Annotated in this window: 21 protein-coding genes; 15 read left to right on the top strand and 6 right to left on the bottom strand. The window is 43.4% G+C overall.

The annotated features are described in order from the left end of the window. The first annotated feature begins 13 nt into the window (after positions 1-13). On the top strand, positions 14-1,186 hold the full coding sequence (locus tag HYN49_RS09990) for a Pycsar system effector family protein (RefSeq protein ID WP_108903982.1): 1,173 nt from the start codon (positions 14-16) through the stop codon (positions 1,184-1,186). Here the strand turns inward: HYN49_RS09990 and HYN49_RS09985 are convergent. Then, positions 1,183-3,540, bottom strand: a complete 2,358-nt coding sequence (locus HYN49_RS09985) for a GAF domain-containing protein (RefSeq protein ID WP_108903981.1) — start codon at positions 3,538-3,540, stop codon at positions 1,183-1,185. The two genes, HYN49_RS09990 and HYN49_RS09985, sit on opposite strands and share 4 nt — an antisense overlap. A gap of 133 nt (positions 3,541-3,673) precedes the next feature. Here HYN49_RS09985 and HYN49_RS09980 point away from each other — a divergent pair, with 133 nt between their 5' ends. The 4 genes from HYN49_RS09980 (at position 3,674) to HYN49_RS09965 (ending at position 7,054) form a co-directional block, all read left to right on the top strand. Further along, positions 3,674-4,255 carry a Crp/Fnr family transcriptional regulator gene (locus tag HYN49_RS09980; protein WP_108903980.1) on the top strand — a complete coding sequence of 194 codons (582 nt, stop codon included), beginning with the start codon at positions 3,674-3,676 and terminating at the stop codon, positions 4,253-4,255. 162 nt (positions 4,256-4,417) lie between these two features. After that, positions 4,418-6,196, top strand: a complete 1,779-nt coding sequence (locus tag HYN49_RS09975; RefSeq protein WP_108903979.1) for an AMP-dependent synthetase/ligase — start codon at positions 4,418-4,420, stop codon at positions 6,194-6,196. After that, entirely contained in the window at positions 6,183-6,638 is a 456-nt protein-coding gene (locus HYN49_RS09970; RefSeq protein WP_108903978.1) for a GNAT family N-acetyltransferase, read from the top strand. Before HYN49_RS09975 ends, HYN49_RS09970 begins: the two co-directional genes overlap by 14 nt. A 74-nt stretch (positions 6,639-6,712) precedes the next feature. Continuing rightward, the gene (locus tag HYN49_RS09965; RefSeq protein ID WP_108903977.1) at positions 6,713-7,054 is read left to right on the top strand and encodes an MmcQ/YjbR family DNA-binding protein; all 342 of its coding nucleotides are present in this window, start codon (positions 6,713-6,715) and stop codon (positions 7,052-7,054) included. 67 nt (positions 7,055-7,121) lie between these two features. On the opposite strand, the gene HYN49_RS09960 is transcribed toward HYN49_RS09965, so the two are convergent. Next, positions 7,122-8,072 carry a phosphoribosylaminoimidazolesuccinocarboxamide synthase gene (locus HYN49_RS09960; protein ID WP_108903976.1) on the bottom strand — a complete coding sequence of 317 codons (951 nt, stop codon included), beginning with the start codon at positions 8,070-8,072 and terminating at the stop codon, positions 7,122-7,124. Between the two features lie 131 nt (positions 8,073-8,203). Beyond that, the gene (gene holA, locus HYN49_RS09955; RefSeq protein ID WP_108903975.1) at positions 8,204-9,208 is read right to left on the bottom strand and encodes a DNA polymerase III subunit delta; all 1,005 of its coding nucleotides are present in this window, start codon (positions 9,206-9,208) and stop codon (positions 8,204-8,206) included. Between the two features lie 87 nt (positions 9,209-9,295). Between holA and HYN49_RS09950 the strand changes: the two genes are divergently transcribed. The 4 genes from HYN49_RS09950 to HYN49_RS09935 all read left to right on the top strand — a co-directional run bounded on the left by HYN49_RS09950 (position 9,296) and on the right by HYN49_RS09935 (position 12,904). Continuing rightward, positions 9,296-9,757, top strand: coding sequence for a type I restriction enzyme HsdR N-terminal domain-containing protein (locus tag HYN49_RS09950; protein ID WP_108903974.1), 462 nt, complete (start codon positions 9,296-9,298; stop codon positions 9,755-9,757). After that, positions 9,754-10,746 (top strand): glycosyltransferase family 2 protein, encoded by a 993-nt coding sequence (locus HYN49_RS09945; protein ID WP_108903973.1) that lies wholly within the window; start codon positions 9,754-9,756, stop codon positions 10,744-10,746. Before HYN49_RS09950 ends, HYN49_RS09945 begins: the two co-directional genes overlap by 4 nt. 80 nt (positions 10,747-10,826) lie before the next feature. Then, entirely contained in the window at positions 10,827-11,663 is an 837-nt protein-coding gene (locus HYN49_RS09940; protein ID WP_108903972.1) for an OmpA/MotB family protein, read from the top strand. Positions 11,664-11,932: 269 nt separating this feature from the next. Next, positions 11,933-12,904 (top strand): serine hydrolase, encoded by a 972-nt coding sequence (locus HYN49_RS09935; RefSeq protein ID WP_181368943.1) that lies wholly within the window; start codon positions 11,933-11,935, stop codon positions 12,902-12,904. 70 nt (positions 12,905-12,974) lie between these two features. On the opposite strand, the gene HYN49_RS09930 is transcribed toward HYN49_RS09935, so the two are convergent. Together HYN49_RS09930 and HYN49_RS09925 are read right to left on the bottom strand one after the other, a co-directional pair. Further along, complete coding sequence (locus tag HYN49_RS09930; protein WP_108903970.1) at positions 12,975-13,595, bottom strand: L-threonylcarbamoyladenylate synthase; 621 nt, start codon at positions 13,593-13,595, stop codon at positions 12,975-12,977. 107 nt (positions 13,596-13,702) lie between these two features. Next, positions 13,703-16,027 carry an ATP-dependent helicase gene (locus HYN49_RS09925; protein ID WP_108903969.1) on the bottom strand — a complete coding sequence of 775 codons (2,325 nt, stop codon included), beginning with the start codon at positions 16,025-16,027 and terminating at the stop codon, positions 13,703-13,705. A gap of 241 nt (positions 16,028-16,268) precedes the next feature. On the opposite strand from HYN49_RS09925, the gene HYN49_RS09920 reads away from it, so the two are divergent. Continuing rightward, positions 16,269-16,706, top strand: a complete 438-nt coding sequence (locus HYN49_RS09920; protein WP_108903968.1) for a VOC family protein — start codon at positions 16,269-16,271, stop codon at positions 16,704-16,706. A gap of 173 nt (positions 16,707-16,879) precedes the next feature. Continuing rightward, on the top strand, positions 16,880-18,289 hold the full coding sequence (locus HYN49_RS09915) for a T9SS type A sorting domain-containing protein (RefSeq protein ID WP_108903967.1): 1,410 nt from the start codon (positions 16,880-16,882) through the stop codon (positions 18,287-18,289). 50 nt (positions 18,290-18,339) lie between these two features. On the opposite strand, the gene HYN49_RS09910 is transcribed toward HYN49_RS09915, so the two are convergent. After that, positions 18,340-20,145 carry a M2 family metallopeptidase gene (locus tag HYN49_RS09910; protein ID WP_108903966.1) on the bottom strand — a complete coding sequence of 602 codons (1,806 nt, stop codon included), beginning with the start codon at positions 20,143-20,145 and terminating at the stop codon, positions 18,340-18,342. 85 nt (positions 20,146-20,230) lie between these two features. Here HYN49_RS09910 and HYN49_RS09905 point away from each other — a divergent pair, with 85 nt between their 5' ends. The 4 genes from HYN49_RS09905 to HYN49_RS09890 all read left to right on the top strand — a co-directional run bounded on the left by HYN49_RS09905 (position 20,231) and on the right by HYN49_RS09890 (position 22,073). Continuing rightward, positions 20,231-20,575 (top strand): DHCW motif cupin fold protein, encoded by a 345-nt coding sequence (locus tag HYN49_RS09905; protein WP_108903965.1) that lies wholly within the window; start codon positions 20,231-20,233, stop codon positions 20,573-20,575. 91 nt (positions 20,576-20,666) lie between these two features. Further along, positions 20,667-20,987: an ArsR/SmtB family transcription factor gene (locus HYN49_RS09900; RefSeq protein ID WP_108903964.1), complete on the top strand. Its 321-nt coding sequence runs from the start codon at positions 20,667-20,669 to the stop codon at positions 20,985-20,987. A 1-nt stretch (position 20,988) separates the two neighbouring features. Next, entirely contained in the window at positions 20,989-21,480 is a 492-nt protein-coding gene (locus HYN49_RS09895; protein ID WP_108903963.1) for an SRPBCC family protein, read from the top strand. A gap of 80 nt (positions 21,481-21,560) precedes the next feature. Next, positions 21,561-22,073 carry a GNAT family N-acetyltransferase gene (locus tag HYN49_RS09890; protein WP_108903962.1) on the top strand — a complete coding sequence of 171 codons (513 nt, stop codon included), beginning with the start codon at positions 21,561-21,563 and terminating at the stop codon, positions 22,071-22,073. The last annotated feature ends 98 nt before the right edge of the window (positions 22,074-22,171 follow it).

Raw genomic sequence — 22,171 nt, 5'->3', positions numbered from 1 at the left:
GTAAAATTTTATCATGGGCATTATAGAAAAAGCGGAACAATTTGTATTTACGCTATTCAAAGATAAGTTATCTCCGGCATATACTTACCATAATTTCAACCATACTTTACGTGTGGTGGAAGCGGTAAAAAAGATTTCGGAAGCGGAAAAACCGGCAGAAAATGAGCATACCGCATTACTGCTTGCCGCCTGGTTCCATGATACCGGCTACACCAGTGGCTGTGAAGAACACGAGCAGAAAAGTGTTGCCATATTTCGGGATTTTGCAAAAAATGAGCCACTTGATATTCACGTCATCGAATTAACGGAAAGCCTGATCCTGGCCACAGATATCCGTAAGGACCCCCAAACCAAAGCGGAATTTATTATCCGTGATGCCGATGCAGCCCACTTTGCAAAGAAGGATTATTTCACTATCAGCGAACAACTCAGGCAGGAATGGAAAGTGTGCGCGAACCAGAGTTTCAGCGATATGGAATGGCTTGAAGGCAACCTTAAAATGCTGACGCAAAAACATAGGTACTACACCAATTATGCCAAAGAAAAATGGCAGCCAAAGAAAGATAAGAACATTAGCCGGTTACAGGAAATGATAGGTGATAAAACACTGGATTCCAGCAAAAAAGATAAAAAGAAAAAAGACAGCGAAAAACCTGAACGCGGTGTAGAAACGATGTTTAAAGTGACGCTGAACAACCATACCCAACTAAGCCAGATTGCCGACAGCAAAGCCAATATCCTGTTGTCTGTAAATGCCATCATCATCTCTATTTCACTTTCCACTTTAATCCCGAAACTGGACAGTCCGGGAAACGCACATTTGGTCATCCCAACATTCGTATTGCTTTTGTTCAGTGTCATTTCGATCATCTTTGCGATACTTTCCACACGCCCGAAAGTCACTTCCGGATCATTTACTAGAAAGGAAATTGAAGACAAAAAAGTGAACCTCCTTTTCTTCGGGAACTTCTATAAAATGCCGCTTGATGAATACGAATGGGCGATGAACGAAATGATGAAAGACAAGGATTATTTATACAACAGCATGATCCGCGACCTGTATTTCCTCGGATTGGTTTTAAACCGAAAATACAAACTGCTGCGTATCACGTATAACATTTTCATGATTGGGATCGTAATTTCTGTAATCGCTTTTGTATTCGCATTCCAGTCGATTCGCGCTTAGTTTTCGATTTCCTTCAGCAACTCGCCGTAGCTGTACAATTTCTGGCTGGTTTCGTCATAAAGCACTTCCACCCGGATGCCTTTAAGTCCGGAAACGCCTTGCAGATCCTCGATCTCAAAGAACTCGACTTTTGGCCCGAGCCGTTTCTTATGCTGTAAAAAAGCAATATACCTTTTGTATTCCTGCTCTTCTTCCTGCTGTGCATACACAATCGTAATTTTGCCCTGCTGTGTAATGCGTTCCGTACTTCCTTTTATGAATGCCTTGTCGATGCGCTTTTTGATGACCTCGTAACGCGCATTGTAGGAACCATCTACATCAAAACGCTTTTCATCCATACGAAAACGGATCGTTATGGGAAGGTTGATGACAAGGATTAAGGACGCAACTTCCATCGGATAAGGCAGGGACGGCTGCAATAAATGGTATTGGTTTTCCATTTCGCACATTACCTGCAATTGCCAAAGCCGCAGGTTGTAGAGGTATAGAAAATCAAACTCGGCCTCATTCGTAATCGAATTCCCGATATAGAGGTTGTGCTCCACGCCATCGGTCTTGAAACGCTCATAATAATGCGGGTAATATTGCTGTGCCTCGACTTGCTTTTTATCCAGAATATCGGCCATCTTCTTATTGATGATCGACACCGTCGCATCATATTTCTTACGTGCAGCATACACCGTGTCCGAATTGCGGTCGAGGTTTTCGAAATAACTTTCAATCAGTTGCTTCGTTTCAGGACGCTCGGGTTTGTGCAGCTTCAGCACCGGGTGGATTTCACTGCGGATGTAATTTTGTATGATATGTTCTGAATCGGCTTTAATTTCGTCGTTTAGTGAAGCCAGGTATTGACTCAGTTCGAAAATCTTCTGCTCAAAAATCGGAAGCTTTTTTCCCGTGTTGATGCTTTCGAAGATGGATTTCAGCAAACTTACCTGCTCAATGATATCTTCTTTGGTCGTCGCATTCCTGCGGTCTGACGAGCCTTTGATATCTATCTGCCCGAACAATGGATACACGTTGTTGAAAACAATTTCATGCAATGAAGAGGCATCGTTGAGGTGGCTGTGCGCTTCTTCGCGAAATTTCCAATACACGCTCGGATGAATCGTCGTATATTCCTTTTGGATCAAAGCCTCTATCTGGTTGTTGATTTCCGAATAATACCGGTCAATCGTATCTACAAGATACGGCATGACGATATCGAGCTTATTGGAATTGATCGTGTTGAGGCGTTTTTTTGTAGCAGAAACCAATTCAATAATTCCGAGCAGATTGCCATTTTTGACAACAGGTGCAAAAATCGCGCTGCGTACATCCTGGTCCAGTAATTTCTTTGCGAGTGTAGCATCAGGGTTGTCCTTCAGGAATTGTTCTACGTCAGAAATCACAAAGTATTTCTTCTCATGAATCAAATCAGACAATGAAGTATGGCAGAGGAAATAATCACAATCCGGGTCGTCATTGCCACAGGTCAGGAAACTGCTGATCTTTTTTTCAAACGGCGAAACCGAAAAGTGGTTCGTCACCGCATCTATGGCGCTGTAACCAATATGCAAATCGTTAAACCGGAAAATCGAACGGAAAATATTCTGGAAACTTTCATGGATGTTATCCTTGTCTGCTTCATTTTTCGGCGTGAGCAGGTTCGTTTTTAAGTTGGATACAGCACTTTCGACTGTGGCATCGTATAAAGTCATAATACCGAAACCACGCATAATCCAGCTTTTGGACGGAAATTTTTCTTTCCAAAGCGCCACATTATCGAAATTGTTGATTAATAAATCCACATCTTCCGCAGCAATGGGCAGCGATTTTTCAGTCGGGAAAATTTCAATGAAATCGGCATTATATAAAATGCGGTAATGGCGCATAATGCCCGCCGCATCCGGGATATCATAAAAGAAGGGTTTGCTGAAATCGAAATTATAACCGTAATACCCGTTCAGGATCATGCAGCAGCTCATGACATAAAAACTTTCATCAGTGAAATCCCTGACTTCCATATCGAAATCCGGGCCGGCATTGTTCAGGATTTGCTGGAAACGTGTCGAATAATTGAAGGTAATATTGTGAAAAGGGATTGTAATCGCCTTGATTTCATTGTTGGTTAAAGCCGTCGGGAATAAATCTGCCAACAAATTCCTGATCAGTTCGGTATGAAGTTTAATTGTCGAAAAATCACGGATCCCATCCCTGAGTTCTGGAACGGCGGCCGCAGCCTCAAGCAATCCTTTAGCATAATGCGCACGGTAATCAACATCTGCGGCAGCGATAGCTTCAAGATTTTCAAGCAGTTTATGGAAGGAAATCTGTACTTCGAATGGATTGTCAATGGCTTTTTCGAGAATCATGACGGGAAGTTTTTTGCAAAGGTAGGGAATAGTCGTGAAAGTCAGGAAGTCAGGAAGTCAGGAAGAATTATTACGTAAAAAATAAATATTTCATATTAACTTTATAACTTTCGGACTTTCCTAACTCAACCCCATGTACGACCAAATCGACGCTGCCATTTCCCGCTATGTTTCTTTCACAGCTGCTGAACTCGAAATATTCCATTCGTTGCTGGAATATAAAAAAGTGCCTCGTAAGACGGTCATGCTGCGTGAAGGCGAAAAGTGCGATTTTGAAGCATTTGTAGTCAGCGGCTGCATCCGCAAATATTATATTGATGCGAATGGCTTTGAGGTGATCCTGCAATTTGCACTCGAAGATGCCTGGGTCAGCGATGTGTCGTTCAGCATATTTGAAACCAAACCGAGCCAGTTGTATATCGAGACTTTGGAGGATTGCGAATTCCTGATGTTTACATCGGAAGCCAAAGAAGCCCTTTTTGCCAAAGCGCCAAAGTTCGAGCGTGCCTTCCGGATCCTGCTCATGCGCAACATGGCTGTGACCCAAAACCGGCTGTTCAATACCATTGCAAAAACTGCCACTGAAAAATACCTTGAATTTATTGCACAATATCCGACCATCCCGCAGCGCGTGGCACAACACCATATCGCTTCCTACTTAGGGATTTCGGCTGAATTCCTGAGTAAGATCAGGACAAGGCTGGCGAGGAAATAGTTACTGAGTTGCTGAGTCACTGAGCTGCAGAATTTGCTTTTTTTCTTGCGCTCTAAAAAAACTTCAAGGATAATGTCGAAAACTCAGCCGCTTAGCTACTCAGCCGCTTTTTTGCCACTCTACAACTTTTTCATTACTTTGCATCAAATTCCACCCACCAAGATGACACAAATTACCCGGCTATTCGATTTCCCATACCACCAGCTTGAAAAACACGATTTAAAAGAAGCGCTTGTGACCAAATACAACGGTGCCTGGATAGCAACTTCAACAAGGGAATATATTACGAAAGCCAATGCCGTATCCCGGGCACTGCTGCGTATGGGTGTGAAAAAAGACGACAAGATTGCCGTGATTTCTTCTTCAAACCGCACCGAATGGAACATCATGGACATCGGGATTTTACAGACCGGCGCGCAGAATGTCCCGATTTACCCGACGATTTCCGAAGACGATTACCAATACATATTAAACCATTCCGAATCGAAATACTGTTTTGTTTCCGATACCGAAGTGTTGGCAAAAGTAAACCAGATCCGGGCCAATGTGCCTTCGCTGGAAAAAGTCTTCTGTTTTGACCAGATTGAAGGCTGTGAGCATTGGGAAACATTGCTCACACTCGGAAAAGATGACAGTAACCAGGCGGACGTGGAGCAAATAAAATCGACCATACACACCGATGACCTGGCTACCATCATTTACACTTCAGGTACTACAGGAAAACCGAAAGGCGTCATGCTTTCGCATAAGAATATCGTGGCAAATGTACTGGGTAGTGCGCCAAGGATCCCTTTTGAAGAAGGAAAAAGCCGTGCGCTGAGCTTCCTGCCCATCTGCCATATTTATGAAAGGATGATCCTGTACATCTACCAATATTATGGCGTTTCGGTATATTTCGCGGAATCCATCGACAAGCTTGTGGATAATTTAAAAGAAGCACAACCCAATGTGATTACGGCCGTACCACGCCTCCTGGAAAAAGTATACGACAGGATTTATGCCAAAGGAACCGAACTCACCGGCATTAAAAAGAAATTATTTTTCTGGGCGATTGATTTGGGGCTGAAATATGAGCCTGATGGCAAAAACGGATTTTGGTATGAATTCCAGCTTTCGATTGCGCGTAAACTGATATTCAGTAAATGGAAAGAAGGCCTCGGCGGGAAACTTGAGCTGATGGTTTCAGGCAGCGCCGCACTGCAACCACGACTGGCACGTGTTTTCGCTGCTGCAGAAATTTATGTAATGGAAGGCTACGGTTTGACTGAAACTTCACCGGTAATTGCTGTAAACGACAGGCGAAACGGCGGATTTAAAATCGGCACAGTAGGCCGTGTCATTGAAAACGTCGAGGTAAAAATTGCTGAAGATGGCGAAATCCTCTGCAAAGGCCCGAATATCATGATGGGCTATTATAAAGATCCTGAAAAAACGGCAGAGGTATTGCAGGGCGGTTATTTCCATACCGGCGATATAGGGGTGATTGACAACGAAGGTTTCCTGAAGATTACCGACAGGAAAAAGGAAATGTTCAAGACTTCGGGTGGGAAATACATAGCACCGCAGTTGCTTGAAAATGCGATGAAACAATCCCGGTTTATCGAGCAGATTATGGTCATCGGCGATGGCGAAAAGATGCCGGGCGCTTTTATCCAGCCTAATTTTGAATTTGTGAAGGAATGGGCGAGGCTGCATCATATCAACATCGGCAGTACACATAAAGAAATCGCAAACAATGCCGATGTCATCAAACGCATCGATGAGGAAGTGGAAGCATTGAATAAGAAATTCGGCAACTGGGAACAGATCAAGCGTTTTGAACTCACTCCTGAAATCTGGTCGATTGATGGCGGCGAACTCACCCCTACCCTGAAACTGAAACGTAAAATCGTTATGGAGAAATACCGCGACCTTTACCAAAAGATTTATGGCAACTCGTGAATTCAATATCCGGGCTTATGATGCAGCCGACAAACCCCGATTGCTGGAATTGTTACAGTGGAATACTCCGAAATATTTTGCTCCAAGCGAATCAGCCGATTATAACTATTACCTCGACAATGAAATTGAACTGTATTACGTAATTGAAGCTGAAGGTGTCATTATCGGTGGCGGGGGCATTAATTTTGAAGCCGAACAAACGACTGCAAAAATCAGCTGGGACTGCATCCATCCCGGTTTTCAGGGCACTGGCGCGGGAACGGCTTTGTTGCAGTACCGGCTCCATGTGTTGAAGGGTATGGAACAGCTTCGCGAAATTTGCGTCAGGACTTCACAGCTCGCTTATGGTTTTTACTCAAAAAATGGATTTGAGCTTACGAAAACCGTCGACGATTACTGGGCAGAAGGTTTTGATTTGTATAAGATGGTTTACAAACGATAATGAAAACCGGAACATAATAACAAACTATAATAAACTGATTAAACTACTATTATTTCCCATAACCTACTAACTATATGGACATCGAAGACCTCCGCGAAATCTGCATGAAAATGCCTCATGCCACAGAAGATATCAAATGGGGACAGGACCTTTGCTTTTGTATAGCTGGGAAAATGTTCTGCGTTACAGGACTGGACCAACAACCAACTTCAGCTTCATTTAAAGTCACCGATGAAGAGTTTGACGAATTGTCTTCACGGTCGGGTTTCCGTCCGGCGCCGTATGTAGCACGCTACAAATGGGTTTTGGCAGATGATATTACTATTATGCCAAAATCGGATTGGGAAAAATACCTGAAACAGTCATATGAGTTGGTGAAGGCGAAATTGCCCGCGAAGGTGAGAAAGGAATTGTGATTTGGTATCAGCAGATTGTCGGATTTTCAGACTTTCTGATGATCTGAAAATCCGAGAATCCAAAATGCTACTTCTTCAGAAAATCCAACACATTCTTCTCAATCCTTTCCGAAATTGCATCGATATCAGCCTTTACAAAATGCTCACCCAGGATATTTTCATACAATTCAATATACCTTTCCGAAACACTGTCGATATATGCCTGATCCATATCCGGGATCTGCTGTCCGTCCTTGCCCTGGAAACCATTCGCGATCAGCCATTGGCGTACAAATTCCTTCGAAAGCTGTTTCTGCTCCTCGTTATGGTCCTGCCTCGCCTGATAGCCTTCTCCGTAAAAATAACGTGAGGAATCCGGCGTATGGATTTCATCGATCAGGACAATCCTGCCGTCTTTGGTCTTCCCGAATTCGTATTTTGTATCGACAAGAATTAACCCGCGGCCAGCGGCAATATGCGTTCCCCTTTGGAATAAAGCATGGGTATAATTTTCCAGCACCAGATAATCCTCCTCAGAAACAATGCCTTTCGACAGGATTTCTTCTCTTGAAATGTCCATATCGTGTTCACCGTTATCCGCTTTTGTGGTGGGTGTAATAATAGGTTGCGGGAATTTATCGTTTTCCTTCAATCCTTCGGGAAGCACGACACCGCAAAGCATCCTTTTACCCAAAGCATATTCGCGCGCAGCATGGCCTGAAAGGTAACCGCGGATGACCATTTCCACCTTAAACGGTTCACATAAATGTCCTACCGCGACATTCGGGTCCGGCGTGGCGACGAGCCAGTTGGGGACGATATCCTGAGTCAATTCCATAAAACGCGTGGCAATCTGGTTCAGGATCTGGCCTTTAAACGGAATTCCTTTTGGCATCACCACATCAAACGCGGAAAGCCTGTCCGTAGCGACCATCACTAAAAGCTCATCATTGATATTGTAAACATCACGGACCTTGCCGTGGTAAACGGATTTCTGTCCGGGGAAATTGAAATCCGTCCGGGTAATCGTATTGCTCATTGTGTTGTTGTTTATGGGGGCAAATGTAAATAAAAGTCAGCAAAGTCCAGAAGTCCGGAAGTCCGAAAGTTTCCTTGCGAGGTAAACTGTCAATAGTCTTTCGGACTCCAGGTCTTTACTGACTTCCGGACTTAACTAAAAATATGCACCAGCATTTCCTTCAATAAATCTGCATTGGAAAGCGAATTGGCACCTACACCTTTACTTTTTACATCAATATCGCGTAAGGCAGCAACGATGGCGCTGACTTTCTTCATCGGGTAATTCCTCAGTGCAATGTCGTAGTCCTTAAGGAAATAAGGATTGACCTTCAAAACGGAAGCTACATTTTTCGGATTCCTGTCTTTCAGCCCATGGTATTGCAACAGGCTTAAAAAGAAACTGAAAACAAGGCTCGTTGTCACGACCATCGGATTTTCCTTAGGGTTTTCAGCAAAATAGTGCGCGATCTGGTAAGCCTTCACCTGGTTTTTATCACCGATGGCTTTACGCAGTTCAAAAACATTATAATCTTTACTGAAACCGATATTTTCCTCAATATGTTTCGCATTGATTACGGTGCCTTTGGGTAAAATAATCTGGAGTTTGTCGAGCTCGTTGCTGATTTTACTTAAATCAGTGCCGAGGAATTCCACCAGCATCGCATTCGCTTTTGGCTCCATTGTATAGCCCTTGCCCTGCAACACACGCGTGATCCACTGCCCTACCTGGTTTTCATATAGCTTTTTACTTTCGTAAACGAGTCCGTTTTTTTCCAGGAGCTTGGTAACTTTCTTGCGTTTGTCGAGTGTCTTGTATTTATAACAGAAAACCAAAACCGTGGACGGCATCGGATTGTCGGCGTAACCTTCGAGCTTATCGATGGTTTTCGCAAGTTCCTGTGCTTCCTTGACGATGACCACCTGCCTTTCGGCCATCATCGGATATCTTTTGGCCGAACCGATAATGTCTTCCATACTCACGTCGCGGCCATACAACACCGACTGGTTGAAGCCTTTTTCCTCTTCCGACAATACATTTTCTTCAATATAATCAGACAGTTTGTCGATATAATACGGCTCCTCGCCCATCAGGAAATAAATGGGTTTAATGCTTCCGGCTTTGATATCGTTAACGATTTTTACGACTTCATCCATAAATTAATTATGAATTATGAATTTCAAATTATGATTCCGTCTTGCAATTCGAAATTCATAATTCTTAATTCTTAATTATATTTGCGCATGCAGCAGCTCAATTTCCCGACATACGATTTCAGGTTCAAAAATAGCGAAAATAAAATCTCGATCTTTGACCCGATACGTAAAAAATTCGTAATCCTTACACCGGAAGAATGGGTGCGGCAGCATGTGGTGCAATTTTTTTTACAACAGAAAAAATATCCTCATTCGCTGATCAATGTTGAAAAACTGCTGAAGGTAAACGATTTAACCAAACGCTACGATGCTGTGGTTTTCCACAACAACGGCCACATCAATATACTGGTGGAATGCAAAGCGCCCGAAGTGCGGATTACCCAAAATACTTTCGACCAGATTGCACGCTATAATATGGTCATGAAAGCAGATTACCTGATGGTGACTAATGGACATAATCATTATTTTTGCCGCATGGATTTTGAAAATGGACGCTACGTATTCCTGAAGGATTTACCGGATTTTGGTGCAAAAACCCACATCATATGAAAATTGCCGTCGTCATATTAAACTGGAATGGCAAATCATTGCTGGAAAAATTCCTGCCGTCAGTGGTAAGATATTCTCCGGAAGCAGTGATTTATGTTGCCGACAATGCTTCGGCAGATACTTCAGTGGAATTTGTAAAAACAGCTTATCCTTCCATAAAAATTATCCGAAACAAGGGCAATTTCGGCTTTGCAAAAGGATATAACGACGCTTTGCAGTTTGTTGAAGAAGACATTTATGCTTTGGTGAATTCAGATATTGAAGTGACCGAAAACTGGCTGCAGCCTGTGATGGCAACTTTTGAAACGGAAAATAATACCGCAGCAATCCAGCCTAAAATACTGGATTATAAAAATAAAACCTATTTTGAATATGCCGGTGCCGCCGGTGGATTTATTGATCAATATGGGTATCCGTTTTGCCGGGGAAGGGTTTTCGACACGGTGGAAAAAGACGAAGGGCAATACAATGATCCGATGAAAATTTTCTGGGCATCCGGTGCCTGTTTTTTTATACGAAAAGATGTTTACAGGACTTTAGGCGGTTTTGACGATACTTTCTTTGCGCACCAGGAAGAAATCGATTTGTGCTGGCGTATTTTCAATAAGGGATATGCCATTGAATATGTTCCGAAATCTACAGTATTCCACGTTGGCGGTGCAACGTTACAACAGGGCAGCCCAAGGAAAACATTCCTTAATTTCCGGAATTCCTTATTGATGCTGACCAAAAATCTACCTAAAAAAAAACTGTATATCATTCTTTTCCTAAGGCTTATACTCGACGGGCTTGCAGGAATCCAGTTTTTATCTAAAGGAAAATTCAGTCATTTTTTTGCCATATTAAAAGCGCATTTCTCTTTTTACGGACGGTTTAATGAGGCTTTACGCAAGCGTGATGTATCTCAATCGGGTGATTATTACAAAATTGAAAGTGTCATAAAATCCTATTATTTACAAGGAAAAAGAACGTATAATGACTTGTTTTAACAATAGTTTAGGTTTCTGATTTTAACATTTGTGTAATAAAAGACTTAATTTTGTATCCAGAAAAACTAAAACACACCATCATGAGGAAAATCATTTTAGCGCTTTCGGTAATGGGTATGCTTACCGTTACATCATGCGGAACGAAGAAGAAAATTGCGGCTTTGGAAGCCAAAAACAAAGAGATCCAGGATTTATTGAATTCCACTACAGTGAAGCTGAACCTGTGCCTTACCGAGAAAGAAGCATTGGCACAGCAGATGGAATTCCTGAAAAAGAACAATTCCGACCTGATCAGCAATATGGGCAATATGACTACATTGACCACCCAGGGAGCACAGAATATCGAAAAAGCATTGGAAACCATCAAAGAAAAAGATCTTAAGATTACCCGTATGCAGGATGCGCTTACCAAAAAAGACAGCGTAACACTGGCCTTGGTAACGAGCCTGAAAAGGGAAGTCGGGATTTCAGATCCGGATATCGAGGTTAACGTCGAAAAAGGAGTAGTATTCATTTCAATTGCCGACAAATTACTCTTCAAGAGCGGAAGTTATGTTGTTAGCGACAGGGCAAAGGAAATCCTTGCAAAAGTGGCTAAAGTCATCAACAGCAAACCTGATTTCGAGTGCATGGTTGAAGGCCATACAGATAATGTGCCGTTCATCAGCAATGGTACTTTACTTGACAACTGGGATTTGAGTGTGAAACGTGCCACTTCGATCGTCAGGGTGTTGACAAAAGACCTTAAAGTAAATCCTGCCCAATTGATTGCTGCCGGAAGAAGCGAGTTCATTCCATTGGTTGATAACAGCAATGCTGAAAATCGCGCGACCAACAGGAGGACCAGAATTATCGTACTTCCTAAAATCGACCAGTTTTATGAAATGATTGAAAAAGAAATGAAAGCACAGAAATAGGCTGATTTTCAACCAGATAAAAAAATTAAAAATCCTGACCGCTATGGTTGGGATTTTTTTTTGAAAATATTTAAAATTGAAGGTAGGGTATTTCAGTTTTCATTTGTTATGAAAAGTTATAACCAGCATGCGGCGTGTTAAAAATTTAACAAAACTGTAAGTTTTATTTCACATTTTAATCCGGGGGCCGTATCAAATGTTGGTTATTTTTGCCAACCAAGAAACGAACAAACTACGAAATGACAAATCCTTCCGCAAAAAAATATTCAGTGTGGCACATACTGGGTATGTCGGTGATAGTAGCCGGACTGACCTTTTTAGTCAGCAGCTATATCGACAGTAAGAACAATAAGATCAAGGAGGCTGAACCGGCCGCTTATGCCTGCAATTACAATATCAAAAGGCTTGAAGGGTATAAATTCATCAAACCCATTATGTTCGTAGACGGGGAATGTGAATCTGAAAGCCTGCAGCCGATAAAGAATAAGCTGACCGGAATTATTGAGCAGTATAAAAAGAACAACGGCGTTATTAACGCATCAGTATACCTAAGATCGAACAGGGAATGGATTGACATTAACGAAAATGAAGCTTACGAACCCGGATCGCTATTCAAGGTGCCTGTGATGATGGCCATCCTGAAGATGTCCGAGGAAAATCCCGGATTCCTGAACAAGCTTGTAGCGTACACTAAAGTATTTGACATCAATAAGCATGTGATGTATTCGGCCAAATCCATTCAGCTTGGGCATAACTACACGATCAAGGAACTGCTGGAATATATGATCCGCTATTCGGATAACAATGCCACGGCGCTTTTGGAGACGTATATGAAACCGGAAATCCTGCAGAAAATGTTTGCTGATATCGGGTTGGAAGTCCCGAACATGTACGCGCAGCATTATTACTTTAAGGCATCGCAATATTCTCTTTTCATGAGGTCGATTTACAATGCGAATTATCTTTCACCAAAGGATTCCGAGTATGCGGCAGAACTGCTCAGCGAATGTGAATTCAAAGATGGCATTGCGCAGGGGCTTCCTGAAGGTGTCAGGCTGATTCACAAATTCGGAGAGGCGGGAAATGTCGATCAGATCCAGCTTCACGAATCAGCAATTGTATACGTCGATGGAAAAACGTACCTGCTCACGGTAATGACCAAAGGCAACGACACCAAAGCACTCTCATCATTGATTGGGGAAATTTCGAGGGAAGTTTATAATGACAGGAAAGGGGCGTAAGGAAAGATTATCAGATTATCTGATCTTCAGATTTGTCCTGACTTTCTAAAAATCTGATGATTCATCACAATTACAGAATCTCAAGACTTCCTTTTCCTTCACGGACCACCACGGGTTCGTATCCTGAGAGGTCGATGATCGTCGAGGCAAGATTGTCTCCGTAACCTCCATCAATTACAGCATCCACAAGGTTTTGCCATTTCTCGTAAATCAGTTCCGGATCGGTCGAATATTCCAATACTTCATCATCGTCATGAATGGAAGTAGACACAATCGGATTCCCTAATTTCTCGACCAGGCAACGTGCGATATTATTGTCGGGCACACGGATTCCTACCGTGGTTTTTTTCTTGAATTCCTTAGGAAGGTTATTATTTCCCGGTAAAATAAAAGTATAAGGCCCCGGCAACGCGCGTTTGAGCAATTTAAACGTAGCGGTATCAATCTGTTTCACATAATCCGACAGGTTGCTTAGATCGTAACAAACGAAAGAAAAATTTGCCTTATCGAGCTTAATACCTTTAATTTTCGCTATACGTTCCAGGGCTTTGGAATTGGTGATGTCACAACCCAATCCATAAACGGTATCCGTCGGATAAATGACCAGGCCGCCTTCCTGCAGTATTTTAACGACTTTGGCTATGGCCGCTTCGTTGGGTTTGTCTTCGTAAATTTTGATAAGTTGGCTCATGATTCAGTGTTTCAGTAGGCAGTAGCAGTTGGCAGTCCTGTTGCTTATATTAATTGAAACGTTAATTTAAGGATATTTCTGCTGAAATCCAATTCGAACTTAAACGTTTAACCTATGATGTCCAATTTCGCAAAACGCAGCAACAGTTTCTTGATCCCACCTACATCAAAACGGATTTCCGCTTTTTTGTCTGCGCCTGCACCCTCAAGACTTACAACCTCCCCTTTCCCGAAGCGTTCGTGCATCACAATATTCCCTACTGACAAATCCATTTCAGCAGCGCTCGGAGATTTCGGGCTGCTGAGCGGTTTGAGGCGGCGTATCGGGCTTTCAGGTTTAGGTTGGTTATCGGTGATGTATTTTGGCGGTGCAGATGATATTGGTTTGGCCTGCCTCAGTTTTGATTTATCAACATCGCCGAAAATATCAATGTCAATCATCGGGCGGTAGCGATAGTTACTTTCTTCGGGAGTAAGGTATTCGAGATACTGGCCGTCAATCTCGTCGATAAAACGCGATGGTTCGCTGTCGCTGAGTTTACCCCAGCGGTAACGTGATTGCGCATAAGTAAGATAAGCCTGATGTTCAGCGCGGGTTAAGGCTACGTAAAACAGGCGGCGCTCCTCTTCAAGTTCGCTGCGGGTGCTCATGCTCATCGCGCTTGGGAATAAATCTTCTTCCATCCCGACTATAAACACGTACGGAAATTCGAGGCCTTTCGCAAGGTGAATGGTCATCAGCGCTACGCGGTCGTCATCACCGGGATCGTTGTCGAGGTCTGTGGCCAGGGCGACATCTTCCATAAACTCGGCTAATGAACCGCGTGCGCCATCGATTTCCTTTTGCCCTTCGATGAAATCCTTCATACCGTTGAGCAATTCCTCGATGTTTTCAATACGCGCAATGCCTTCCGGTGTTGCATCCTTTTTCAGTTCCTGCACAAGGCCGGTTTTCTTGGTCACGTGATCGGCCATAAAAAAAGCATCATGCGTTTCATTTAAAACCTGAAAACTCCGGATCATCGTTACGAAATCGGTGATCTTGTTTTTTGTGCCGGCATTCAGTTTCAGGTCGATCTTCTCAATATTCTGCATCACCTCAAACATAGACCGCTTGTAATGGTTGGCAGCGATGGTCAGCTTTTCGATTGTCGTATTGCCGATGGCGCGCGCGGGATAATTGATCACGCGTACCAGGGCTTCCTCGTCTTTCGGATTCAATACCAAACGCAGGTAGCACAAGACATCCTTAATCTCTTTTCGTTGATAAAACGATAACCCACCGTAAATCCTGTAAGGAATATCGCGTTTGCGCAGTGCATCTTCCATAGCACGCGATTGGGCATTGGTGCGGTAAAGAATCGCAAAACTGTTGTTCATCAATTGCTTCTGCATCTTGTTTTCGAAGATGGTGCTTGCCACGAAACGGCCTTCTTCGCCGTCGGTCATGCTGCGGTGTACTTTTATCGGCGGACCGTCATCATTTGCGGTCCATACGATTTTGTCAAGTTTGACCTTATTCTTATCGATAATCGAGTTGGCCGCTTCAACGATATTTTTTGACGAACGGTAATTTTGTTCGAGTCGGTATGTTTTTACGCCTTCATAATCCTTTTGGAAATTCAGGATGTTATTGATGTTCGCGCCACGAAACGCATAAATACTCTGCGCGTCGTCGCCCACGACACAAATATTCTGGAAACGGTCGGACAACGCCCGTACAATCAGGTATTGCGAGTGATTCGTATCCTGGTACTCATCGACCAGGATGTATTTAAAACGGTTTTGGTATTTCAGCAATACATCCGGGAAACGGTTCAGGAGTTCGTTTGTTTTGAGCAGTAAATCGTCAAAATCCATCGCGCCCGCTTTAAAACACCGGTCTACATAATTCTGGTAAATTTCCCCGATGCGCGGCTTCTTAGACATAGCGTCGGCTTCCTGCAATTCGGGGTCATTGAAATAGGCTTTTACCGTAATCAGGCTGTTTTTGTAAGATGAAATGCGGCCGAAAACCTGCTTTGGCTTATAAATATCTTTGTCCAACTGCATTTCCTTAATGATTGCGGAAATCAACCTTACGGAATCCTGCGTATCATAAATCGTAAAGTTCGAAGGATAGCCTAGTTTGTCAGCTTCGGCGCGTAATATCCTTGCGAAAACGGAGTGAAAGGTTCCCATCCAAAGGTTTTTCGCTTCAGTCGAACCGACGATATCGGAAATCCTTTTCTTCATTTCGCGCGCAGCCTTATTGGTAAAGGTGAGTGCAAGGATGTTGAAGGCATCGACACCCAGGCTCATCAGGTAGGCAATCCGTATAGTAAGTACGCGGGTTTTTCCAGAACCGGCTCCTGCGATGATGATCATCGGGCCGTCTTTATGTAATACAGGTTGTTGCTGGGCTTCGTTTAACTGGCTGATATGGTGCTGCATGTTCTTTTCGTGTAGAAGGCAAAGATAATGAAAAGTTTTAGTTGTTGTAAGCTGCTGCGTCACTGAGTTACTGGGTTGCTCATCGATTCGCCGACCCAGCAGCCCTGAAACTGTTGGCTGTCGCAAATCCCCCTTTCTTTTACGTTTTTGTACCTTATGGGTTTCTGCATTTACTGCTACTTTTGGAAAACAGATAATTTATTATAAACCACAGGGTAAAACCCAAAAAACTAAACAAATTATGGCGCTTATCAATCCACACATCAACTTTAACGGGAATGCAGAAGAAGCATTTACTTTTTACAAAGCCGCTTTTGGCGGTGAATTTGCAAATGTCGTACGCTTCAAGGATTTCCCGAATCCTGATTTTCCAATACCTGCCACCGAAGAAAATAAAATCATGCATATCGCTTTACAAATCGGAAATAATGTGCTGATGGGAAATGATGTCCCGTCGTTTATGGGCAAAACAAACGAGAGGGAAAACCGCAGCAAAATCTCCATCGGTGCGGAAAGCAAAGAAGAAGCCGACCAATTATTCCATGCCCTTTCTGAAGGCGGCGAAGTGGAAATGCCGATCATGGACAGTCCATGGGGCTCATACTTCGGGATGTTCCGGGATAAATACGGGATCGAATGGATGGTGGATTATGATGAAAGGCACAAAGGCCAGTTATAATAATCCGGTTTGAAACAATAAAGAAAGCTTCCTTTAACGGAAGCTTTTTGATTTAAGTACCATACGGTTTTCCATTCAGGTAACATATTCTATTTCAATTCAATAGCCAATATTTGAATTGGTTTTTCGTTTGAACATGACTTTTCATATCTTTATACGATAAACACTATTTTATGAAGCAACACTACACTTATCTATTGTTCCTGTTCATTTATTTTACGGGAACTGCCCAAATCATCAACATTCCGGATCCTGATTTTAAAGCCTGGTTAGTGCAACACGCTGTGGCTGCAACCAATGCCAACGGAGATGATTACAATACTGATGTGGATGCGAATGATGATGGCGAAATCCAAATGGCTGAAGCCGCCGCCGTGACCGGATTGGCATTAAGCACGTCGCTTATAGATGACACAGGCAACCTTGTTTCATTAGAAGGCATTGCTAACTTTACCAACCTGAAGCGGTTGCATTGTGACGGTAACAGCCTTACTTCCCTGGATGTTTCAATGATTCCGTCTCTGACTTACCTCAATTGCGGACACAACCAGCTTTCCAGCCTGAACATCTCAGGTTTATCACAATTAAAGGAAATATGGTGCAACAGCAACCAACTGACTGCTTTAAATTTAGACGGCCTCACGGGCCTGGAAGAATTGAATTCCCAGGATAACCACCTAAGCACATTGTCATTTGATTCGATACCATCGGTGCGCACTTTGTGGCTTTCAGGTAATGAATTTGTTACAATGGACCTTACGATGCTCAGCGAACTTCAAACCTTATCGGCCGATAACAATCAAATATCGCAATTAAATGTCGCTGGTCTGGGGAACCTGTCCGCTATTTCCGCCGGATATAACCAACTTACAGGCCTTGACCTCGATGGAGTGGAACAGTTGGACGACCTGCTCCTTTCACATAATATGATTTCCAATCTGGATTTATCTGTTCCGACTGAAATAACTTACATGGAATTGAGCGACAATCCATTGACTGCAATAGATTTATCCGCCTTGCATAACCTGTCATCACTGCTGATGAACAACACCTTAGTAACTAGTATCGATTGCAGCCAGACAGCTATATCGCAATTGAGTTGTAAGGACAGCCCTAACCTGGCATCGATTAATATCAATAATGGCATTTATTCTTATAACGATGCGGACCTGCTATTCTACAGCCTCATTTTCGGAAATCTTCCTTCATTGCAAAATATTTGTGTCGATAATGGGGAGCAGGAAGCGATAATTCCAGGTAATTTTTACAACGCATTCGGAAATGTTGCCGTGCATACGGGTGACAATTGCGATGTCGGGATACAAATGGGAATTGCGGAAAATACTATAGAAAAATTTATACTGGCTCCAAATCCGGCTTCTGATATCATACAGGTTCAGGGAAAAAATATTTCCGGCCCGTTGAAACTGAAAATTTACACTGTAACAGGAATGATTGTCAAAACATATGAAAATCTGACCATTGGGGCATTCATTGACGTTTCAGGGCTTTCCGGCGGCACGTATCTAATGAAGATTGAAAACGGGACACACCATGCCGTTCAAAGGCTGATAAAGGTGTAAAACAAAAAAAGCTTCCTTTGACGGGAAGCTTTTTGATTTAATACCATTGATTATTTCAACGCCGGCATCGTATATTTCCTGCCTTTATTCTGTTCTTTCAGATAATCCATCAGCGGGTTGAAATACTCCAGCATCGCTTTGGCACTGAGGTCGCTGCCGGTTTTCTCACGGAGTAATTTACGCCAGTCTCCGGTCGCACCTGATTTCATGATACCTTGTATAAACTTCCCCACTTCCTTATTGCCGTAATAATTTGTCGCATGGGGATCCTGGTGCAAAATGTTCCTGGATATATGGTCGTGGATCTGGAACAGCAAAATGTAGGAGAGCGCATAATCATAATACTGCGCCGCATCATCATTAATATGCGTTTTGGTTGCTGCATCGCAAAATTCTTCCCCGCGTACCGTCGGCGGGACGATGCCCTGGTATTGTGCAGCGAGTTCCCACCAGCGTTTGTTGAATTGGTCTACTGGCAGGTTATTCGCATACAGATCATGCTCGAACATGCTCATCGTACCGGTGCTAAATGGAATGAACACAACATAATTCAACGCTTCTTTTAATAACGTCTGCATTTCGTCAGATTTCGTTCCTTTAGGGATCAGGCCGAGGTTTTCCATAAACGGCTTCTGCATTGCTGCCATACCCATTAAACTTCCCAGCGCTTCATGGTATGCCCGGTTGGCACCTTCGCGTAATAAGTATGGAACTTCCGGTGTGCTGTAAGAAATATAATAGTAGATGTGACCTAATTCATGGTGTGAGGTTTCATACCATTCGCTGTTCGGTTCCACGCTCATCAGTGAACGCACATCTTTATCCAAATCCATGTGCCAGGCAGAAGCGTGGTTGTTCTTCTTATAATTCGCTCCGGCAGGCGCAGGATACAGATCAGATTTTTCCCAAAACGTCTTCGGCAATTCCGGAAAGCCGATGCTCACATAGAAACGCTCGCCCTGCTTTACAATCCATTCGGCACCTTTGGGTTTTACAGCCGCATCCAGGTTGACACCCTCCACATCGACCAGGCTGCTCCAATCCTGCCCCCAGCGGTTTGGAAGCCAATCGGCAGGAAGCATGTCCGGCACTTCTTTTACACCATATTTTTTTGCATATTCATAACGCGCATAGGTATGCAGTTCGCGGAACAACGGATACAAATCTTTGTTGAATTGCTTCAGCATCGCCAGCATTTCTTCGGTAGTCATCCCATAATCGGAAACCTGGTAATCAAAGAAATCCTTGTAGCCAAGACCCTGCACGGTTTTGTTGCGCAGGTCACGGAGTTTGGCCAAACCAGTTTTAAGCCCCTTCCCCACTTCCTTGCTGGATTCCCAGGCTTTCCTGCGTTTGGCCAGATTGGTTTCATCAGAAAGTGCCGCATCGATATCATTTGCGGAAACCGATTTACCGTCAATCTTGAAATCGAAGCCGAAAAGGTTTTCCGTTTGCTTTGTTTCGGCCTTGATGCGCGCGGTAACGACATCCTTAAGCGTTTCCGGGTTGTTTGCCGCTTTGTAGAGGATGCTTTTGAGTTGCTTCAGCTGTAATTCGGTAAGCCCGTCAGGATGCTCCAGGAATTTTTTAGCCATGTTGATGTTGGCTGTGCTTCCGGTGAATTTCGCGTATTCTTCCTGTGCTTTGTTGTTCGCTATGGCATTGGTCGAATCGCCTTCAACAATATGGATCTGCATTTGCCACGAAGTTTCATTCACCAGGACATTCAGCCGTTTGTATTCCTTGTTATAGCTGTCGAGATACGTTTGTACTTCGCTTTGCATGGCGTTGTCGGCTTTGTCATTTTTACAGGAAAAAAGCGCGATGGCCGCTAAAATGAGTATGTTTTTTTTCATTTTGAAATGGTTTATAATGGTAAATATAGCGAAATTAGCAATCCCGTTTGCTTTTCATATTGTCACATCATAAAGTACATTCTCCATGAATAATATCTTTTTCAACAGTATCGACTGGCCTTCAGTTGAAAAAACGGAACACAAAGGCATTACTGGAATCGCTTACTGGCAAACTTTGCAATTCGACAAAATACGGATGCGCATGGTCGAATATTCCGCGAATTACCTCGCCGATCATTGGTGCCAAAAAGGCCATATCGTACATTGCCTCGAAGGCAGTTTCATCAGCGAATTGAAAAATGGCGAAAAATTCACGCTGGCAAAAGGCATGTCCTATATCGTTTCCGATGATTTGAGCTCGCACCGCTCCATGTCAGAAAACGGCGTTAAACTGCTGATTATCGATGGCGATTTCCTGAAATCTTCATAACTTGAATAAAAGTTAAATTTTTTAAAAATAATTTGTGCAACCAAATAATTGCATTTATATTTGCAATCAAATAGTTGCATGTAATAATTTTATGGACACCCGAAGAGACATATTCCAGGCCATCGCCGATCCGACCAGAAGAGCCATTCTGCTCCTAATCGCTTCACAGGCCATGACGCCCAATGCCATTGCAGCGCATTTCAACAGCAGCAGGCAGGCGGTTTCGAAACACATCAAAATCCTCTCGGAATGTGAATTACTGCTTCAGCAACAATCCGGCAGGGAAATTTACTACCAGCTCAATCCGTTAAAAATGAAAGAAATAGACGAATGGCTCCAGAAGTTCCGCGAACTTTGGGACGAACGCTTCAATGAACTCGATAAAATATTATTAACAATGAAATCTAAATAACATGAAAAATTTGCAAATGGACTTTAACGTCGACAGGGAAAACAAAAAAATCAATGTGAAAAGGGAATTTGCCGCACCGGTCAGTAAGGTTTGGACCGCTTGGACCGTCAGCGAAATCCTGGACCAGTGGTGGGCACCGAAACCTTATAAGGCGAGGACCAAAAGCATGGATTTTATCGAAGGAGGTACCTGGTTTTATTCCATGCTCGGCCCTGAAGGCGAGGAACACCGCTGCCGTGCCGATTATAAAGCCATCGACACCGAAAAATCATTCACGGGACTTGATGCCTTCTGTGATGAGGACTGGAATACGAATACCGATTTCCCGAGGACGCTCTGGGATGTTGCGTTCACCGAGGCTGACGGACACACTTTTGTGGATGTAACGCTGTCATATGACAAGCTCGAAGATCTAGAAATGATCCTGAAAATGGGCATGCAGGAAGGCTTCACTATGGCATTGGGCAACCTCGACGAATTGCTTGAGCAGTGAAAACAATATAAATTGACAAAAAAATGCCGGGATAATGTCCGGCATTTTTTACTTTTAAACCGAATCAATCATCATAATCAGTGGAATTTACTTACCGGAAAGCACAGCCTGAAGATGTGCTCAAACTATCAATCCTTTTCAAGCAGGTGTATATCGCCACATATGGCATTGAGGGCGTTTCAGATGAATTTGCCAATTTCATTTCAAAGCAATTTGCACCAGAACGGCTCGGGCAGCTCATCGCAGCACATCCGGACAGTTTATTTGTCGCCGTTTATAAAGGTAACCTTGTCGGTGTGGTCGAAATCGAATTTGACAAAAAATGCCATGGGCAGGATCTCACCGGCCCCGAACTCAACAAATTGTACATCCTCGAGCGGTTCTGTGCAAAAGGCATAGGCGAAAAACTGCTGGAACTCGCTGAAAATACCGCAAAACAAAAAGGGGCAGGCAGCATGTGGCTTTGGGTACTCGAATCCAACGCGCGTGCCATACGCTTTTATGAAAAGCACGGCTACAAAAAAATCGGGGAAGCATCATTCCAGATGGAAACGAACCGGTATGAAAATAAGGTGATGCTGAAGGAATTTTAGTCGCAGCCTACTACCCACTCACTGCCAACTGTAAACTTTTTCAGGGCGCCTCCCGTTATGGCTTCCTGCGTCGCCATAACGGGACCGGGCTCTCCGCG

The organism is Flavobacterium pallidum (assembly GCF_003097535.1).
Taxonomy (GTDB): Bacteria; Bacteroidota; Bacteroidia; order Flavobacteriales; family Flavobacteriaceae; genus Flavobacterium; species Flavobacterium pallidum.
The sequence above is the reverse complement of the archived record's forward strand: the minus strand, read 5'-3'. Positions and strand labels throughout refer to the sequence as shown.

Coding starts and splice junctions, on each gene's coding strand:
- HYN49_RS09990 (WP_108903982.1), top strand. CDS start 14: ATGGGCATTATAGAAAAAGCGGAACAATTTGTATTTACGCTATTCAAA.
- HYN49_RS09985 (WP_108903981.1), bottom strand. CDS start 3,540: ATGATTCTCGAAAAAGCCATTGACAATCCATTCGAAGTACAGATTTCC.
- HYN49_RS09980 (WP_108903980.1), top strand. CDS start 3,674: ATGTACGACCAAATCGACGCTGCCATTTCCCGCTATGTTTCTTTCACA.
- HYN49_RS09975 (WP_108903979.1), top strand. CDS start 4,418: ATGACACAAATTACCCGGCTATTCGATTTCCCATACCACCAGCTTGAA.
- HYN49_RS09970 (WP_108903978.1), top strand. CDS start 6,183: ATGGCAACTCGTGAATTCAATATCCGGGCTTATGATGCAGCCGACAAA.
- HYN49_RS09965 (WP_108903977.1), top strand. CDS start 6,713: ATGGACATCGAAGACCTCCGCGAAATCTGCATGAAAATGCCTCATGCC.
- HYN49_RS09960 (WP_108903976.1), bottom strand. CDS start 8,072: ATGAGCAATACGATTACCCGGACGGATTTCAATTTCCCCGGACAGAAA.
- holA (WP_108903975.1), bottom strand. CDS start 9,208: ATGGATGAAGTCGTAAAAATCGTTAACGATATCAAAGCCGGAAGCATT.
- HYN49_RS09950 (WP_108903974.1), top strand. CDS start 9,296: ATGCAGCAGCTCAATTTCCCGACATACGATTTCAGGTTCAAAAATAGC.
- HYN49_RS09945 (WP_108903973.1), top strand. CDS start 9,754: ATGAAAATTGCCGTCGTCATATTAAACTGGAATGGCAAATCATTGCTG.
- HYN49_RS09940 (WP_108903972.1), top strand. CDS start 10,827: ATGAGGAAAATCATTTTAGCGCTTTCGGTAATGGGTATGCTTACCGTT.
- HYN49_RS09930 (WP_108903970.1), bottom strand. CDS start 13,595: ATGAGCCAACTTATCAAAATTTACGAAGACAAACCCAACGAAGCGGCC.
- HYN49_RS09925 (WP_108903969.1), bottom strand. CDS start 16,027: ATGCAGCACCATATCAGCCAGTTAAACGAAGCCCAGCAACAACCTGTA.
- HYN49_RS09920 (WP_108903968.1), top strand. CDS start 16,269: ATGGCGCTTATCAATCCACACATCAACTTTAACGGGAATGCAGAAGAA.
- HYN49_RS09915 (WP_108903967.1), top strand. CDS start 16,880: ATGAAGCAACACTACACTTATCTATTGTTCCTGTTCATTTATTTTACG.
- HYN49_RS09910 (WP_108903966.1), bottom strand. CDS start 20,145: ATGAAAAAAAACATACTCATTTTAGCGGCCATCGCGCTTTTTTCCTGT.
- HYN49_RS09905 (WP_108903965.1), top strand. CDS start 20,231: ATGAATAATATCTTTTTCAACAGTATCGACTGGCCTTCAGTTGAAAAA.
- HYN49_RS09900 (WP_108903964.1), top strand. CDS start 20,667: ATGGACACCCGAAGAGACATATTCCAGGCCATCGCCGATCCGACCAGA.
- HYN49_RS09895 (WP_108903963.1), top strand. CDS start 20,989: ATGAAAAATTTGCAAATGGACTTTAACGTCGACAGGGAAAACAAAAAA.